Consider the following 17,070-nt stretch of genomic DNA (forward strand, 5'->3'; position numbering starts at 1 on the left):
GGTAATGACCGGCGCGCGCCGTTCGGTGCGGGCGCGGGTGCCGTCGCCCACGCGGTCGAGACCGGCACTCAGCCCGCGCTGGGCTCCTCCGCCGGCTGCTGCTCGCTGCTGCTGGTGCCGCCTTCCGGCTCCTCGTCGGGCCGGATGTTGGTGGTCAGCGGTATCTCGTCCTCCGGCGGCGGGGACGTGGTGGTGGTCTCGGACGACGTGGGGTCGACGGGCGGATCGACCGGCGTCTCCACGGGGGTGGTCGGATCGACGGGCGGGGGCGGCGGCACGCTGGTCACCGGCTCCTCGGTCGTCACCGGCGGGGGTTGGACGATCACCGTGGTCGGGTCGGCCGGGGGCACGACCGGGACGGAGCCCGCGGGCGTCGTCGGGGCGGCGCCGCCGCCGTCCGAGGCCGGGTCGTTCGGAGCCGGAGCCGGAGCCGGAGCCTGAGTCGGAGCCGGAGCCTGAGTCGGCGCGGGCACCGTGGGCACGGTCCCGGAACCGGCGGGAGCGCTCGACGACGGCGTCGGGGTGACGGAGGACGACGCCCGACTTGACTCGATCTTGGCCTGGACGCGGTCCAGGTCCGACTGCAGCGTTTCCTGCACGCTCTTGTCGGCTCCGGTGAGCGCCGCGTTGACGCTCTCGAGCGCCGCCTCGGCCTGCTCCGGGTAGCCGGCGTCGATGGCCTTCTCGGCGGCATCGATTGCCTGCCGCGCGTCGATGCTGGCCTTGACCTCGGCGGCGCGGTCCGACCACAGGATCTCGGTGACCGACCACAGCAGGGCGTTGTCGGGGGTCGCCGACCGGGCCCCGACGGCGGTGGAGCCCATCAGCAGCGCGGCGATCGCGGCGGCGACGGCGATCGCCGGGCGCACCGAACGACGGCGCGTCGGCGCGGAGCGGATGACGGCGGCGGCGATCTGGGTGTCGACCGGCGGCGGCAGCGGCACCGCGTCGAGCTCCTCGCGCCAGGAGCGCAGTAGGGCGGCCACCTGGGCGTCGGACGCGACCTCCTGCGGGTCCCGCAGGTCCAAGAAAGCGGCGAGATCCTCGTTCGCGTCGACGGTGTCGTCGTTGGCGTCGTCGTCAGCCCCGGGGGGGACGTCGCCGGCCCCGACGGTCCGCAGCCAGCGTGTCGGCGCCTCGGCGGGATCGTCGAAGAGCGGAGTGCCGCGCAGCGCCTCGATGAGGGCGTCGTCGGCCCGGACCTGCGCCAGATCCACGGGGGTGTCGTCGCCGTCGTTCGGCGTCCGCGAGAAGAAGTCCCTCACAGCAGCTGCTCCGCGAGTCCGTCGTCACCGGCGACGATGGTGCGCAGCTTCGCCAGCGCGCGGTGCTGGGCGACCCGCACGGCGCCGGCCGAGGTACCCAGGGCCTGGGCGGTCTCGTCCGCGGACATGCCGGCACCGACCCGCATGAGGAGGATCTCGCGCTGCGTGGCCGGCAACTCCCGGAGCAGCTCGTGCATCCGGGTGGCCACCGCGGCGTCGACGGCGACCTGCTCCGGGTTGGGATCGCCCGAGATCACGTCGGGAAAGTCGGCGACCGGGTTGCTCTTGGACCGGCCGGCGGCCCGGTGCGCGTCGACGATCTTGTTCGACGCGATGCCGTAGACGAAAGCGAGGAACGGGCGGCCCTCGCGCCGGTACGTGGGCAGGGCGTTGAGCACAGCCATGCACACCTCCTGCGCAATGTCGTCTGCCGTCATCAGAGAGCGGTGCCCGCCCGAGAGCCGGGCACGGCAGTAGCGGACGATCATCGGGTGGATACGTCCCAGGAGGGCCCCCACTGCGACGGTGTCGCCAGCCACCGCACGGTCGACGATGACGTCGAACTCGTCCGCTGCTGGATCCATCGCTTGCGGGCACTCTCTCGTTACACCCAGTTCACACCGGGTCCGGGTCGGCGTTCTGTCACACGCGGATCCGCCGGCGGCCCCACTCCTTCGGGTGGTCCCGAGGGGCGTCGGGTCACGTCCGGCGAACTGTGCCTGATCTTTGTATCAGTGCGGCGCCGTCGATCTGGCCCGTTCGAACGAATCTGCAGAACGCCCCCCGGCTACGGCCGGCGGAGAAACCGCAGGTCATCGTGATCATGGACCGGGAGCCGCCGACAGCCGCCCGCGGTCCCGCATCCGCCACGGACGCCGACGCGCCGACACCCGAACGGTGAGGCCCGGGCGCGTCCCGACGAGCCCGGCGGACCCGTGAGCGGCGCCGCTCCCCCGTCGTGACGACGGAGCGGCCCGGCCCTGTGACAGAGGCGACACCGGCGGCAACCCGCCACGCGGAGGGCGACGCCACCGGACCGCCGCACCGATGGCCCGGCGTGCCGCCGCGCGGCTCCCACCCGGGGGCGCGCCGGCGAGAGGAGGCCCTCGACAACGTCGTCACCACCGGACGGCCCCACGGTCACGGGCCGGACGGCACCCGACGACCACCCCGCGGGTGACGGGACGCCCTCGACGGCGTCTCGCCTCCCTGTCGGCCTGCCGTCAGACCCCGGACGGCACCCGACGACCCACCCCACGAGCGACGGGACACCCTCGACAGCGTCATCGCCACCCGACGGTCCCGTCCGACGCCGGACGGCACCCGACGACCCACCCCACGAGCGACAGGACACCCTCGACGGCGTCGTCGCCACCCGACGGCCCGCCGTCCGACGCCGGCCGAAACCCGACGACGACCCCCCGGCCCGGTGGGCGACGACGAACGACCGACCTGCGTCAGGCGATCCACCAGCGTCAGGCGACCAACCCGCGACGGAACCCGACCGCGACGGCCTGCGCCCGGTCGCGGGCACCGAGCTTGCGGAACAACCGGCGCGCGTGGGTCTTGACCGTGTCCTCGGACAGGAACAGCTCCCGGCCGATCTCGCCGTTGGACTGGCCCTGACTCATCCCGCGCAGCACCTGCAGCTCGCGCTCGGTGAGGTTGACCTGGCTGTCGTCGGCCGCCCTCGGCGACGGCAGCCGTGGGGAGGAGACGGTGTCGGCCAGGGCGGCGATGATCTCCGGCTGGGTGGCGTCCCAGCGGAGGAAGCCGCGGGCACCGCAGGCGATGGCGGCGGCGATGGACGCGGTGTCGTCGGGCGAGCCGAAGACGATGACCACCCCGTTGGGGTGCACCGCGAGCAGCCGCCGGGTGGCCTCGATGCCGCCGGTGAGGGCGCGCTGAGTGCCGATGAGCACGATGTCGGCACTCTCCCGCCCGTACCGGGCGAGCAGCTCGTCGCCGTCGGCGACACAGTCGATGGAACCGATGGACGGCAGGGCCGCCATCACACGGGTCAGGCCGTCACGGGCGCTTCGCCGTTCGTCGCAGATCAACACGCTGGTCACTGCAACCTTCTTTCTCTGGGGATGTGCTGCAAACGGAGGAAGACAGCACGGGGTGATACGGCACGGGGTTCGACGGCGGCGCGGAACGGCATTTCCGCGGTGGCGTCGGCGGCATTTCCGGGTGAACCCGGGTCCGTCGACAGAGCAATCGCGACGGCCGTCATTCCGACCCGTTCGGCGGTACCGCGACGGGCGGTCGACGGTGGGTGAATCCGCACCGGAAACCGATTCAGCACCTGTCCCCGACCGGACCGGGCGTCACGGCCGGACCCCTCGTGAACAGCGGCGGAAATGATTTGATCTTGGTCTTGATGGTGACGGCCACGGACTCTAGGGTCAGTCGTGCGGGTCGTTCCGAGAGGTGGCCGGACCGCGTATTGCCGATCAGTTGCACAACGACGTCTGGGCTCTGCACCAGCGTGCCGCTGAGGTGCCGCGTCCTGCGCGCGCCTTGCGCCACTCCGGTCAGCCCCGTGACCAGAGGAGTGAGTCGAATGGCAGATACGCGACGCTTGCCCGGGCCGAATGCGGACCGGTGGGACTGGCAGCTGGATGCGGCGTGCCGGGGTATGGCCAGTTCGTTCTTCTTCCACCCCGAGGGGGAACGCGGCCCCGCCCGCGCCCGCCGGGAAGCCAACGCCAAGGCCGTCTGCATGGAGTGCCCGGCGATGCTGGCCTGCCGTCGGCACGCGATCGAGGTGCACGAGCCCTACGGCATCTGGGGCGGGCTGTCCGAGGGCGAGCGTCACCACCTCCAGGCGCTGGCGGTCGCGCGCTCCTGACCGCAACGGCGCCCGTGACGGATCCGGGGGCCGATCCGCCTGCGAAAGATCCCCGCCCCGCGCCCGCGGCGCGGCGACGGGCGGCGTCAGCTGAAGGGGATGGGCGACGCCGATCCACCCGCGCGGCATGGCGACCGCGGGAGGACGAGCGCGACGGGTTCGCGGATGGCCGCGTCCAGCACCGCCGGTCCGGCGAGCCGCGGTGTCCACGGACGACCGGACGTGCACCCGTACGGGAGCGCCACCGGTCGAAGCGAACATGGCCGTCAGCCTAACTGATGAAAACGCCGCCGTCACTCCATCGCGCTTGAAACCGCGTCACCCGACGGTGTCTGTGCCCTCGATCCGGCCCAAGATCGGCGTTCTCGCACCGTTCGGTGCAACATTTCCCCGTCTGAGCCACGGTGTGACCTCCTCCGGGTGCGCCCTGACGAGTTCCGAAGTCGCCGCGACACCGCTGGGCCGAATGGGACGACGCAGCGTCCGATCGGTGACGCTGGGCACCGATCGCCTGGGTTCGCCCCGCCCAGCCGGTCATCCGGGTGACCGACGTGTCGGCGTGCTGACCCTCGGTGGCAGCGACCACCGGCTGGTTCCGGACTGCTGCGGTGGTCAGCGGCGATCGGCGGCCGTTCGGCGGCCACCTGCGACCCGCGCCGGCCACCTGTGACCACCCGGGCCGCCCTGCGGCCACCGGGTCCGGAAACACCGCACCCCGCGGCCCCGGCCGGAGCCGGGAACGCGGGGTGCGGGTGAGCCGGGCGGGCCGCAGGCCCGATCCGGTCAGTGGCTGTGCGAGTGACCGCCGTGTGCGTGGGTCTCCGGCTCGTCTTCCTTCTTGTCGACGACCGTGGTGGCGGTGGTCAGCACCATGCCGGCGATGGACGCGGCGTTGACCACGGCGGAGCGGGTCACCTTGACCGGGTCGATGACGCCGTCGGCGATCAGATCGCCGTACTCACCGGTGGCCGCGTTGTACCCGTGGCCGCGCTTGAGCTCGGCGATCTTGCCGACCACGACGGCGCCTTCGACGCCGGCGTTGCTGGCGATCCAGAACGCCGGAGCGGTGAGGGCGCGCCGCACGATGTCGGCACCGACGGCCTGGTCACCGGTCAGCTCGAGGAACTCCAGCTCCGCGGCGGCGTGGACGAGAGCGGAACCGCCACCGGCGATGATGCCCTCCTCGACAGCTGCGCGGGTCGCGGCGACCGCGTCCTCGATGCGGTGCTTGCGCTCCTTGGCCTCGGTCTCGGTGGCCGCGCCGACCTTGATGACGGCGACGCCGCCACCCAGCTTGGCCAGCCGCTCCTGCAGCTTCTCCTTGTCCCAGTCCGAGCTCGACTTCTCGATCTCGGCCTTGATCTGCTTGACCCGGCCGGCCACGGCGTCGGCGTCGCCGCCGCCGTCGACGATCGTGGTGGCGTCCTTGGTGACCACGACACGCCGGGCGCTGCCCAGCGACTCCAGGCCCGCCTCGGAGAGCTTCAGGCCGACCTCGGGCGAGATGACCTCCGCCCCCAGGCTGATCGCCAGGTCCTGCAGGAACGCCTTGCGGCGGTCACCGAAGAACGGCGCCTTGACCGCGACGACCTCGAACGTCTTGCGGACGGCGTTCACCGCCAGGGTGGACAGCGCCTCGCCCTCGACGTCCTCGGCGATGATCAGCAGCGGACGCTTCTGCTCAATGATCTTCTCCAGGATCGGCAGCAGGTCGGCGAGCGCGCTGATCTTGTCGCGGACCAGCAGCACGGCCGGGTTCTCCAGGACCGCCTCGGCGGCCTCCGCGTCGGTGATGAAGTGCGGGGAGATGTAGCCCTTGTCGAACTGCAGGCCGTCGGTGAACTCGAGCCGGGTGCCCGGCGCCGAGTCCTCCTCGACGGTGACGACGCCGTCGGCGCCGACCCGGACGAGGGCCTGACCGAGCAGCGCACCCACGGTCTCGTCGCGGGAGGCGATGGTGCCGACCTGCGCGATGGCCGCCTCGTCACCGGCGACCGGGGTGGCCCACGAGATCAGCACGTCGCTGACCTTGTCGGCGGCGGCCATGATGCCGGTGCGCAGCGCCAGCGGGTCGCTGCCGGCGGTGACGTTCTTCAGGCCCTCGGTGATGAGGGACTGGGCCAGCACGGTGGCGGTGGTGGTGCCGTCACCGGCGACGTCGTTGGTCTTGGTCGCGGCGGTCTTGGCCAGCTGCGCGCCGAGGTTCTCCCGGGCGTCGTCCAGCTCGATCTCGCGGGCGATGGTGACGCCGTCGTTGGTGACGGTCGGGCCGCCGAACTTCTTGGCCAGGACGACGTACCGGCCGCGCGGGCCGAGGGTGACCTTGACCGCGTCGGCCAACTGATCGACGCCGCGCAGCAGTGCCTGCCGGGCGTCGGTGTCGAAGTTGATCTGCTTCGCCATGGGGCGGTTGCTTCTTCCTGTATGGGTGCGCCGGCGGTGCAGGGCTCTGCACGGCGCCCGGCGCGGGATGACTGGTGCTGTCGCACAACGCATTTCGCCCCGGCGACCCGATCAACGGGCCACCGGGGCGAAAGGACGTCAGCGATGGTTCATCGCTCGGGGACTACTTGGTGACCTTGGCCAGCACGTCACGCGCGGACAGGATCAGGTACTCCTCGCCGCTGTACTTGACCTCGGTGCCGCCGTACTTCGAGTAGATGACGATGTCACCCTCGGCGACGTCGACGGGGACGCGGTTGCCCTTGTCGTCGATACGGCCCGGCCCGACGGCCTTGACGGTGCCTTCCTGAGGCTTCTCCTTGGCCGTGTCCGGGATGACGATGCCGGAGGCGGTCGTCGTCTCGGCCTGGTTGGCCTGGACGAGGATCTTGTCCTCGAGCGGCTGGATCTTCACGCTCGCCACGATGTGGTCCCCCTTCTGGGGTGTTTCGGTTGCCATGTGCGGAAAACTGCTGGGCTCCGGTCGTGGTGACCCCGTCGTCGCGGGTGCCGGGATCGCCACCGTCGCCTGTTAGCACTCTAGCCTCGCGAGTGCCAGATTCTCAACCGGGGTGACCGGGTCCGGCCGTTGCTCCCGGGTGTTTCCCCGGCGGTCACCGCAGCGCTGTCCGGCGGTCGCCGGACGGCCGCGGGCCCGACACCGGACCCGCCGTCAGGCCGCCACGACCCGGGCCACCGGCATCCCCGGATCGCCGCCCAGCGTGGGCGCCGACGGCGCCACACCGGCGGCGTAGACGTGCGCGCCGAGGGCGGCGATCATCGCGCCGTTGTCGGTGCACAGGCCCGGCCGCGGCACCCGCAGCGTCACTCCGGCGGCGGCACAGCGTTCGCCGGCCAGGGCCCGCAGCCGACCGTTGGCCGCGACTCCCCCGGCGATGACCACGGTGCGGGAGCCCAGCTCCGTGGCGGCGCGGACGGTCTTGGCGGTGAGCACGTCGACCACCGCCTCCTGGAACGAGGCGCACACGTCGGCGACGGGGACCTCGCGGCCGTCCCGGCGGGCGGTCTCGACCCAGCGGGCCACCGCGGTCTTCAAGCCCGAGAAGGAGAAGTTGTAGGGATCGTCCGACGCACCTGTGAGACCGCGCGGGAACCGGATAGCCGTCGGATCACCGTCGGCGGCCAGCCGGTCGATGACCGGACCGCCCGGGTACCCGAGGTCCAGCAGCCGGGCGACCTTGTCGTAGGCCTCGCCGGCGGCGTCGTCGATGGTGGTACCGATCTCGACGACGTCACCGGCCAGCGAGCCGATCCGCAACAGCTGCGTGTGGCCGCCGGACACCAGCAGCGCCAGCGTGTCGGCGGGCAGCGGGCCGTGTTCGAGGGTGTCGGCGGCGACGTGGCCGGGCAGATGGTTGACGCCGATCAGCGGCACGTCCCAGGCGGCGGCGTAGGCCTTGGCCGCCGCGACGCCGACGAGGAGCGCGCCGGCCAGACCGGGGCCACTGGTCACCGCGACCGCGTCGACGTCGGCGGGGCGCAGCCCCGCCGCGGTGAAGGCGCCGTGCATCGTGGCGGTCATCGACTCCAGATGGGCCCGGGAGGCGATCTCGGGGACCACGCCGCCGAAGCGGGAGTGCTGGTCCTGCGAGGAGGCCACCGACTGGCCGAGGAGTTCGACCCCGCCACCGTCGGTGAGCCGGACCAGCCCGACGCCGGTCTCGTCGCACGAGGACTCCAGCCCGAGCACCACCGCGCCGGGTCCGAGGGTGACGGTGCCGTCGGTCATCAGGGCCTTCCCATCGTGTACGCGTCGGCGCCGCTGGGCTGGTAGTACCGCTTGCGGACGCCCTGGATCTCGAAGCCGAACGAGTGGTACAGCGCGATCGCCGGCTCGTTGTCGGTGCGCACCTCGAGGTGGATCGGCCGGCCGCGGGCCTCGCTGATCAGCGCGGTCATCAGGCGGCGGCCGATCCCGGCGCCCTGGTGGCGGCGCTGCACCCCGATGGTCTGCACGTCGGCACCGTCGGGGTGCACGGCCAGCCCGGCGTAGCCGACCAGCTCGGAACCGTCGAAGACGGCCAGGTAGGTGTGGCCCTGCGCGAGCTCGGACCAGAACATCGCCTCCGTCCACGGCGAGTCACCGGCGAAGAGGTCCTCCTCGAGCGCGGCGACCGCGCCGAGGTCCCACCACCGCAACGGCTCCATCGCGAGGTCGGGGTACAGCGGCGCCGTCATCGGCCGAGCACCGACTTGCGCACCGCGGACGGCTCGGTGGCGTCGGGTCGACGCAGGTAGAGCGGCACCGGTGGCACCGGGGCCGCGGTGAGGTCGACGGCCCCGACGAGGCCGGCGGTCAGCGGCAGCGCGGGCGCGGCCACCGGCAGCAGCCCGTCCAGCAGTGCGACGCCGGGTCCGGTCATCACCGTCGGAACGGCGCCGGCGTCGGCCAGCCATCCGGGGACGGCGGCCGGCGCGACGGGCGCCGGCCCGGCGACGACGACGCCGTCGGCGTGGACGGAGACGTAGACCTCGCGGCGGCGGGCGTCGGTGACGACGAGGACGGTGCCGGGCAGGCCGGCGGCCAGCCCGTCGTGCGAGCCGGTGCCGAAGACGGGGATCCCGAGCCCGTCGGCCAGGGCCGCGCCGGTGGCGATGCCGACACGCAGACCGGTGAACGGGCCGGGCCCGAGCCCGGTGACGACCGCGTCGAGCTCGGACAGGGTGCGGCCCGCGTCGGCCAGCGCGGCCCGGACCAGCGGCATCAGTTCCTCGGCGTGCGCGAAGGCGTCGGTGAGCGTGCGCTCGGCGAGCACGGTCACGCCGGCCGTGCCCTCACCGGAGCGGGCCACCCCGGCGGTGAGGACGGGGGTCGAGGAGTCCAGCGCGAGCACGAGCACGCGTCGATGGTACGAGTCCGCGGCGGGACCACCGACCGCCGCCGGACCGGCGGCTCTTCGCCGGGCCGCGCCGACCTGCGACGATGGGCACCGGACACGGGGACGTGAGGAGGTCGGGATGGGCACACAGGCGACCCTGGCCGACGTGGCCACGCTGGCCGGGGTGTCGTTGGCGACCGCGAGCCGGGCGCTGAGCCCGACCAAGGGCAGTGCCGTCGGGCCGGAGCTGCGGGCCCGGGTGCGGGCCGCGGCGGCCGAACTCAGCTACGCGCCGAACGCCCACGCGCAGGCCATGCGCAGCCCGACGGCGAGCAGCGCCGGGCTCATCGTGCACGACATCGCCGATCCGGTGGCGGCGGCGATCGCGTCCGGGGTGCTGGCCGCGGCGGCCGACCAGAACCTCATCGTCACCATCGGCGCCAGCGGCGGGGACGCGGAGGCGGAGGTGCGGCTGGTGGAGACGCTCCGCCGGCAGCGCGCCCGCGGCATCATCCTGGCCGGCTCGCGGTTCGCCGACTCCTCGGCGCAGCGTTGGCTCGCCGACGAGGTCTCGGCGATCCGGGCGGGCGGCGGGCGGGTCGTCACCATCGGTCAGCACACCCCCGGCACCCACGCCGTCGTCGTCGACGACCGTGCCGGGGCCGACGGTCTCGCCCGGGCTCTGTGGGCGCGGGGCTACCGCCGCTTCGCCGTCCTGGCGGGGCCGGAGTTCCTGATCACGTCCGAGGACCGGGTGGGCGGGTTCCGCGACGCGGTCACCGCCCTGGGCGGCGAGCTGCCCGAGGAGCAGGTGCTGGCCAGCCAGATGAGCCGCGACGGCGGGTACACCTCGCTGCGGGACCTCCTCGACCACGGCGTCGAGGTGGACTGCGTGTTCGCCGTGGACGACTCGATGGCGATGGGTGCGGTGGCGGCGCTGCGCGATTCCGGGCTGCGGGTGCCCGACGACGTGGCGGTGGCCGGCTTCGGCGACATCGCCGCCCTGCGCGACGTGGTTCCGGGGCTGACCACCGTCCGGCTGCCGCTGGCCCAGATGGGCCGTACCGCACTGCAACTGGCCTTCGACAGCCGGGACGAGGCGCAGCTGCGGCACGTCACCGGGACGGTCGTGCTGCGGGACAGCACACCCGCGCGCTGACCGGCGTCGCCGGCAGACAGGCTCAGACCGGGTGCGGACCCAGCAGGAACGTGAGCCGCTCGGCCCAGCGCCCACCGCGCGGGTGCAGCACCGCGGTGCGGGTGTCGTCCGGGTGCCGCTGCAGCTCGATGAGGAGGTGGTCGTCGGCGAGCTGCTCGGCGACGCCCACGCCCCACTCCACCACGACGGCCGCGCGGGCCAGGTCGGTGTCCAGGTCCAGGTCGTCGAGCTCGACGCGGCCGTCGAGCCGGTAGGCGTCGACGTGCACGAGCCCCGGGTGCGGCGGGGTCGCCCGGTGCGAGCGCGCGATCACGAAGGTCGGCGAGGTGATGAGGTCATCGATGCGCATCCCGGCGGCGATGCCCTTGGTCAGGGCCGTCTTGCCCGCACCGAGGTCACCGGCGAGCAGCACGACGTCACCCGCCTCCAGCACGGCGCCGAGCCGCCGCCCGAAGTCGTCGGTCGCCGCGGGGGTGGGCAGGGTGACGGTGCGGGTCATGCGGTGCTCCGGGACGGGGTGAGGGGGTCCTGCTGGGCTTCCATCCGCCGCACGTAGGCCTGGGCGCGGTGCAGCAGCCGGCGTAGCGCGTCGTTGGTCTCCTCCGGCGCCTCCATCATGGCGAGGTGCCCGGCCCGCTCGACGAGGACGAACTCGGCGTCGGGCAGGGCGTCGGCGAGGAAGCGGGACTGGGCCGGCGGGGTGATGCGGTCGCTGTCCCCGCAGAGCACCAGCGCCGGGATGCCCGCGAGCGCGGGCAGCGCCGCGGTCTGGTCGTGGGCGAGCACACCGGGCACGAAATCGGCGATGACCTCGATCGGGGTGTCGCTGAGCATCTCATCGAGGTAGTCGACCAGTGACACCGGGACGTCCTTGCGGGCGAAGCCGATCAGCCGGGTGACCAGCCAGACCGCGTCCCGGGCGACCGGGCGGCTGCGCTCCAGGACGGTGGAGTAGCGGGCCGCGACGTTGCTGACCACCTTGACCACCGGGTTGGACCCGCGCAGGAAGATGCGGCCGATCTCGGCGGTCGGCGTCTGGGTCGCCGAGGTGCTGAGCAGACCGACGCCGGCGACCCGGGCGGCCATGTAGGTGGGGTCGGCACCGGCGAGCGCGAGCACCGACATCCCTCCCATCGAGTGCCCGACGAGCACGACCGGGCCGTGCGGCACCGCGGTGGCCAGCACCGCGGCGAGGTCCTGGCCGAGCATCTCCACCGAGGGGTGCGGTTCCGGGCCGCGGCTGGAGCGGCCGTGCGAGCGCTGGTCGTAGAAGACCAGCCGGACGGGGACGGCCGGCGCCGACGCGGTCGACGCGGTGGCGGCCACCGTCTCCGCGCCCACCTCGACGGCGGCCGGCGGGGTCGCGGCGCCGAAGTCCGGGCCGGTGAGACCGCGGCGCTGGTAGTACCAGGAGCCCATCCGCAGCGCCCAGCCGTGCACCAGAACGACGGTCAGCGGCGCGTCCAGCGGACCGACCTCCTCCACCTGCAGGGCGGCCCCGTCGGCGGCGACGACCGAGTAGTTGCGGTCGGCGTCGATGCTGTCGTAGGTCTCGCCGCCGTTGTCCACCGGTTTGTGGGCACGTCTGACCGCCACCTTCTGCGCCGTGACCCCGCCGAGGGCGACGGCACCGACGACGCCGCCGACCACCCCCGCGGCACCGAGCACTCTGGTCAGGACGCTCACCGCACGCCCCCGAGGTGGACGCGCGGCACCCGGGCGCCGATCCGGGTGACGATCTCGTAGTCGATGGTGTCGCACGCCGTGGCCCACTCCGCCGCGGTCGGCTCACCGCGACGGCCGTCGCCGAAGAGCGTCACCTGGTCACCCGCCCGCACCTCGTCGTCCCCCACGTCGATCACCACCTGGTCCATGGCCACCCGGCCGGCGATCCGGTACCGCCGGCCGCCGACGGCAACCTCGGCCCGGGAACTCGCCGCCCGCGGCACACCGTCGGCGTACCCGATCGGCACCAGGGCCAGCGTCGACTCGGTGGCCGTGCGGTAGGAGAAACCGTAGGAGACGCCGGACCCGGCGGGGACGCGTTTGGTCAACGCCACCGTGGCCCGCAGGGTCATCGCGGGCCGGAGGCCGTGGGTGTCCCGCAGGCCGACGCCGTCGAGGGGGTCCAGCCCGTAGATGCCGATGCCCACCCGGACCAGGTCGTACCGGGTGTCCGGGGTGCCGATCGCGGCGGCGGTGTTGGCCAGGTGCCGGTACCGCGGGGTCAACCCGGCGTCGGCGGCCGTGGCCAGGGCCGCCTCGAACGTCGCGCGCTGCTCGCCGATGCTCCGGTCGCCGATCACCTCGGAGCTGCCCAGGTGGCTCATCACCCCCTGGACGGTGAGCTCGCCGGCGTGCTGGGCGGCCGCCGCGGCCCGGCACAGCGCCGCCCAGTCGGCCGGCCCCGCGCCGCCGCGGCCCAGGCCGGTGTCGACCTTGAGGTGCACCGTGGTGCCGGGGACACGGGCGGCGCGGACGCGGTCGAGCTGGGCCAGGGAGGAGACGCCGAGCATCGTGCCGGCGGCGAGCGCCGGGGCCACGTCCTCGTCGGGGGTCCACAGCCAGGCCAGTACCGGTGCGTCGACTCCGGCCCGCCGCAGCGTGAGCGCCTCGACCGGGTAGGCCACACCGAGCAGGTCGGCGCCACCGGCCAGCGCGGCCCGGGCCACCGGGACGGCGCCGTGCCCGTAGCCGTCGGCCTTCACCACGGCCATCGTGGCGGTCCCGGCGAGCGCCTTGAGGGTGGCGACGTTGGCGGTGACGGCGCCCAGGTCGACCTCGGCGACGGCCCGGGTCATCGCAGGTGCTCCCACAGGGCCTGCGCCCCGGCGTGGCCGGCGGCCTCGGCCTTCTCCCCGGCGCGGCCGTGCACGAAGGCGCCGAGCGCGGCCGCGGTGAACGGGTCGAGGCCGGCGGCCAGCAATGATCCGGTGACCCCGCTGAGGACGTCGCCGGAGCCCGCGGACGCGAGCCATCCGGAACCGGACAGCGTGATCGCGGTCCGGCCGTCGGGGGCGGCGACGACGGTGTGATGTCCCTTGAGCAGGACGAACGCCCCCGATCGGGCCGCGGCGGTGCGGGCCGCGTGCAGCCGGCGGGCGGGGTCGAGGTCGGGGAAGAGGGCGCTGAACTCGCCGGCGTGCGGGGTCAGCACGGTCGGGTGTGTGCGGCGCGCCAGCAGCTCGGGACGCTCGGCGAGCAGCCGCAGCCCGTCCGCGTCGACCAGCACCGGCACGTCGGCGGCGAGCACCTCGGCCAGGACGGCCCGGCCGGTGTCGTCGCCGCCCAGCCCCGGACCGACCACCCACGCCTGCACGCGGCCCGCCTCGGCGACGGTGGCGGTGGCGACGACCTCGGGCCACCGGGTGACCACGGCGTGATGGCTGCCGCCGGCGAAGCGCACCATGCCGGGTCGCAGCCGCACCGCTCCCCCGGCGCACATCACCGCCGCGCCCGGGTACTGCGTCGAGCCGGCGGCGATCCCCACGACCCCGTTGCTGTACTTGGAGTTCGCCACCCCGGAGCGCGGCAGCAGTGCCGCGGCGTCGGCGTCGTCGAGGATCAGGGCGTCGAACGGCGCCCCGGCCAGCGGGAAGTCCAGCGGCTGCACCTCGACGACCCCGGCGTGGTCGCCGACCAGCAGACCGGTCTTGGCGCCGCCGAAGGTGACGGTGTGGTCGGCGGCGAGGACCGGCCCGTCGGTGGTGCCGTCGTCGGGGTCGAGGCCGCTGGGGAGGTCCACCGCGAGCCTGGCGGCGTTCGCGGCGTTCGCCAGTTCCACCAGGCGGGCCGCGGGAGGCCGCAGCGGCGGCCGGGCGCCGATGCCGACCAGCCCGTCGACGATCAGGTCGGCGTGCCCGAGCAGGGCGGGCGCGTCGTCGGTGGTGGCGACCCGTCCACCGGCCCGCCGGAAGGCGTCCAGCGCGGCGGCGTGGGCCCGGTCGACGTCGGTGCAGACGGCGTCCACCCGGAGGCCGCGGCGGGCGAGGTTCGCGCCGGCGAACAGCGCATCGCCGCCGTTGTTGCCCCCTCCCACCAGCAGCACCACCCGGCGGCCGCGCAGCGGTGTGCCGAGTGCGCGGACCGCGGCCAGCGCGACGGCGGTGGCCGCCCGCCTCATCAGCGGGAGCTGCCCCTGTGCGGCGAGCGCGGCGTCCTCGGCGGCGAGCACCTGCGCGACCGTGTAGCTGTGCATCACGCGCCCAGGGCGATCACCACGGCCGCGGCGATACCGGCGTCGTGGGAGATGGACAGCTGCCAGCCGGTCACCCCGGCGGCGGCGGCGGCGGTCGCGACGGTGCCCACCACCGCGAGTTCGGGGCGTCCCGACGGCAACGTGATCACCGAACAATCGTGCCAGTCCATGCCGCGGGGTACCCCGATCGCCTTGGCCACCGCCTCCTTGACCGCGAACCGCGCGGCCAGCGAGGCCGCCGACCGGGGGGCGCCGGCCGGGGTGGTCGCCTCGGCGGCGGTGAACAGCCGGTGCCGCAGCGCCGGGGTGCGCGCGAGCGACGCGACGAACCGGTCGATGGCGACCACGTCGATACCGACTCCGACCACCCGCGCGCCGGACGGAACGTCGGGGAAGGACACGGCGGCGCTACTCGACGGTGACGGACTTGGCCAGGTTGCGCGGCTTGTCGATGTCGTAGCCGCGGGTGCGGGCGATCTCGGCGGCCAGCACCTGCAGCGGCACCGTGGCGACCAGGGGCTGCAGCAGCACCGGCACCGGCGGCAGCTCGATGAGCGTGTCGGCGAACGGCGCGACGATGTCGTCGCCGTCCTCGCAGATGACGATGGTGCGGGCGCCGCGGGCCTGGATCTCGCGGATGTTGCTCAGCAGCTTCGAGTGCAGCAGCGGCCGCAGCTTCGGCGACGGGGTGACCACCACGACCGGCAGCCCCTCCTCGATCAGCGCGATCGGGCCGTGCTTGAGCTCGCCGGCGGCGAAGCCCTCGGCGTGCATGTAGGCGAGTTCCTTGAGCTTGAGCGCACCCTCCAACGCCACCGGGTACCCGACGTGCCGGCCGAGGAACAGCACCGCGCGGGAGTCGGAGATCTCCTTGCCCAGTGCGCGGACCCTGTCCATCCGGGTCAGCGTCTCGCTGATCGCCGCCGGCATCTTCTCCAGAGCGGCGAACTCGCGGCCGATCTCGTCGGCGTACATCAACCCGCGGGCCTGCGCCAGCGCCAACCCGACCAGGTAGTTCGCCACCACCATGCCGAGGAAGGCCTTGGTGGAGGCCACCCCGATCTCGGGACCGGCGTGCATGTAGACGACGGCGTCGGACTCCCGCGGGATCTGCGAGCCGTTGGTGTTGCAGACGGCCAGCACCCGGGCCTTCTGCTCGCGGGCGTGCCGGACGGCCTCCAGGGTGTCGGCGGTCTCGCCGGACTGGGAGACGGCGACGACGAGGGTGTCGCGGGTCAGCACCGGGTCGCGGTAGCGGAACTCGCTGGCCAGTTCGACCTCGACGGGCAACCGCGTCCAGTGCTCGATCGCGTACTTGGCGAGCATCCCGGAGTTGTAGGCGGTGCCGCAGCCGACGACGACGACCTTGTCGACGGTGCGCAGCTCCTCGTCGCCGAGGCGCTGCTCGTCCAGGACGATGCGGCTGCCGTCGAAGTGGCCCAGGAGGGTGTCGGCGACCGCCTGCGGCTGCTCGGCGATCTCCTTGTCCATGAAGAACTCGAAGCCGCCCTTCTCGGCGGCGTCGGTGTCCCAGTCGACGTGGAAGGTGCGGAAGTCCGCGGAGCCGCCACTGAACGAGCTGACGTCGTACCCCTGCGCGGTGATCGACACCAGCTGGTCCTGGCCCAGCTCGACGGCCTCGCGGGTGTGGGCGATGAACGCGGCGACGTCGCTGGCGACGAACATCTCACCGTCGCCGACGCCGACCACCAGCGGCGAGTTGCGGCGGGCGGCGACCAGCTGGCCGGGGGCGTCGGCGTGCACCGCGACCAGCGTGAACGCGCCGTGCAGCCGGCGGCAGACCGCGCCCATCGCGGCGGCCAGGTCACCCGGCCGGGCGTCGTACTGGGCGGCCAGCAGGTGTGCGACGACCTCGGTGTCGGTGTCGCTGGTCAGTTCGACCCCGGCGCTCTCCAGTTCGGCCCGCAGCGGCGCGAAGTTCTCGATGATGCCGTTGTGGATGACCGCGACCCGCCCGGTCACGTCACGGTGCGGGTGGGCGTTGCGGTCGGTGGGGCCGCCGTGGGTGGCCCAGCGGGTGTGTCCGATGCCGGTGCTGCCGGGCAGCTTCAGGTCGTCGTCGAGGATCAACTTCTCGAGGTTGGCCAGCACCCCGGCCTTGCGGGCCACGCCCACCGCCCCGAGATCGTCCTGCACGGCCACCCCGGCGGAGTCGTAGCCGCGGTACTCCATGCGGCGGAGTCCGTCCATCACGAGCGGCAGAGCCTGCTGGGGACCGACGTATCCGATGATTCCGCACATGGGGTTCGAGCCTAGCCGCCGTGGAGGCCGCGACGGCCGACCCGCGGACC

General features: G+C 73.6%; 16 protein-coding genes. 2 read left to right on the forward strand and 14 right to left on the reverse strand.

Features of this window, described 5'->3' with window-relative positions; translation table 11 throughout:
* Window positions 1-68: 68 nt before the first annotated feature.
* The 3 genes from DB033_RS09605 to DB033_RS09615 form a co-directional block, all read right to left on the reverse strand.
* The gene (locus DB033_RS09605) at window positions 69-1,265 is read right to left on the reverse strand and encodes a hypothetical protein (protein ID WP_111766477.1); all 1,197 of its coding nucleotides are present in this window, start codon (window positions 1,263-1,265) and stop codon (window positions 69-71) included.
* Window positions 1,262-1,849, reverse strand: coding sequence for an RNA polymerase sigma factor ShbA (shbA, locus tag DB033_RS09610; RefSeq protein WP_111766478.1), 588 nt, complete (start codon window positions 1,847-1,849; stop codon window positions 1,262-1,264). Before shbA ends, DB033_RS09605 begins: the two co-directional genes overlap by 4 nt.
* 891 nt (window positions 1,850-2,740) lie before the next feature.
* On the reverse strand, window positions 2,741-3,337 hold the full coding sequence (locus DB033_RS09615; protein ID WP_111766479.1) for a response regulator transcription factor: 597 nt from the start codon (window positions 3,335-3,337) through the stop codon (window positions 2,741-2,743).
* A gap of 494 nt (window positions 3,338-3,831) precedes the next feature.
* On the opposite strand from DB033_RS09615, the gene DB033_RS09620 reads away from it, so the two are divergent.
* Window positions 3,832-4,119, forward strand: a complete 288-nt coding sequence (locus DB033_RS09620; RefSeq protein ID WP_170315509.1) for a WhiB family transcriptional regulator — start codon at window positions 3,832-3,834, stop codon at window positions 4,117-4,119.
* A 783-nt stretch (window positions 4,120-4,902) separates the two neighbouring features.
* Here DB033_RS09620 and groL read toward each other — a convergent pair.
* The 5 genes from groL to tsaB form a co-directional block, all read right to left on the reverse strand.
* Window positions 4,903-6,522, reverse strand: a complete 1,620-nt coding sequence (groL, locus tag DB033_RS09625) for a chaperonin GroEL (protein ID WP_111766481.1) — start codon at window positions 6,520-6,522, stop codon at window positions 4,903-4,905.
* 163 nt (window positions 6,523-6,685) lie between these two features.
* Window positions 6,686-7,021, reverse strand: a complete 336-nt coding sequence (gene groES, locus DB033_RS09630; RefSeq protein WP_111766482.1) for a co-chaperone GroES — start codon at window positions 7,019-7,021, stop codon at window positions 6,686-6,688.
* A gap of 213 nt (window positions 7,022-7,234) precedes the next feature.
* Window positions 7,235-8,311 carry a tRNA (adenosine(37)-N6)-threonylcarbamoyltransferase complex transferase subunit TsaD gene (tsaD, locus tag DB033_RS09635; protein WP_111766483.1) on the reverse strand — a complete coding sequence of 359 codons (1,077 nt, stop codon included), beginning with the start codon at window positions 8,309-8,311 and terminating at the stop codon, window positions 7,235-7,237.
* Window positions 8,311-8,760 carry a ribosomal protein S18-alanine N-acetyltransferase gene (gene rimI / locus DB033_RS09640; RefSeq protein WP_111766484.1) on the reverse strand — a complete coding sequence of 150 codons (450 nt, stop codon included), beginning with the start codon at window positions 8,758-8,760 and terminating at the stop codon, window positions 8,311-8,313. Before rimI ends, tsaD begins: the two co-directional genes overlap by 1 nt.
* Entirely contained in the window at window positions 8,757-9,422 is a 666-nt protein-coding gene (tsaB, locus tag DB033_RS09645) for a tRNA (adenosine(37)-N6)-threonylcarbamoyltransferase complex dimerization subunit type 1 TsaB (protein ID WP_111766485.1), read from the reverse strand. The genes rimI and tsaB overlap by 4 nt, the downstream gene beginning before the upstream one ends.
* Window positions 9,423-9,540: 118 nt before the next feature.
* Between tsaB and DB033_RS09650 the strand changes: the two genes are divergently transcribed.
* Window positions 9,541-10,560 carry a LacI family DNA-binding transcriptional regulator gene (locus DB033_RS09650; RefSeq protein ID WP_111766486.1) on the forward strand — a complete coding sequence of 340 codons (1,020 nt, stop codon included), beginning with the start codon at window positions 9,541-9,543 and terminating at the stop codon, window positions 10,558-10,560.
* 22 nt (window positions 10,561-10,582) lie between these two features.
* Here DB033_RS09650 and tsaE read toward each other — a convergent pair whose 3' ends face one another.
* From tsaE to glmS, 6 genes are read right to left on the reverse strand one after another with little or no spacing between them, the layout of a single operon-like run.
* The gene (tsaE, locus tag DB033_RS09655; RefSeq protein ID WP_111766487.1) at window positions 10,583-11,059 is read right to left on the reverse strand and encodes a tRNA (adenosine(37)-N6)-threonylcarbamoyltransferase complex ATPase subunit type 1 TsaE; all 477 of its coding nucleotides are present in this window, start codon (window positions 11,057-11,059) and stop codon (window positions 10,583-10,585) included.
* Window positions 11,056-12,246 carry an alpha/beta fold hydrolase gene (locus tag DB033_RS09660; RefSeq protein ID WP_157970608.1) on the reverse strand — a complete coding sequence of 397 codons (1,191 nt, stop codon included), beginning with the start codon at window positions 12,244-12,246 and terminating at the stop codon, window positions 11,056-11,058. Before DB033_RS09660 ends, tsaE begins: the two co-directional genes overlap by 4 nt.
* Window positions 12,243-13,361 (reverse strand): alanine racemase, encoded by a 1,119-nt coding sequence (gene alr / locus DB033_RS09665; RefSeq protein WP_111766489.1) that lies wholly within the window; start codon window positions 13,359-13,361, stop codon window positions 12,243-12,245. The genes DB033_RS09660 and alr overlap by 4 nt, the downstream gene beginning before the upstream one ends.
* Window positions 13,358-14,758, reverse strand: a complete 1,401-nt coding sequence (locus DB033_RS09670) for an NAD(P)H-hydrate dehydratase (protein WP_111766490.1) — start codon at window positions 14,756-14,758, stop codon at window positions 13,358-13,360. The genes alr and DB033_RS09670 overlap by 4 nt, the downstream gene beginning before the upstream one ends.
* A complete protein-coding gene (locus DB033_RS09675; RefSeq protein WP_111767384.1) occupies window positions 14,758-15,126 on the reverse strand; it encodes a holo-ACP synthase in 369 nt (122 codons plus the stop codon). The genes DB033_RS09670 and DB033_RS09675 overlap by 1 nt, the downstream gene beginning before the upstream one ends.
* A 40-nt stretch (window positions 15,127-15,166) precedes the next feature.
* Window positions 15,167-17,020 (reverse strand): glutamine--fructose-6-phosphate transaminase (isomerizing), encoded by a 1,854-nt coding sequence (gene glmS, locus DB033_RS09680; protein ID WP_111766491.1) that lies wholly within the window; start codon window positions 17,018-17,020, stop codon window positions 15,167-15,169.
* Window positions 17,021-17,070 lie beyond the last annotated feature (50 nt).

The organism is Nakamurella deserti (assembly GCF_003260015.1).
Classification (GTDB): domain Bacteria; phylum Actinomycetota; class Actinomycetes; order Mycobacteriales; family Nakamurellaceae; genus Nakamurella; species Nakamurella deserti.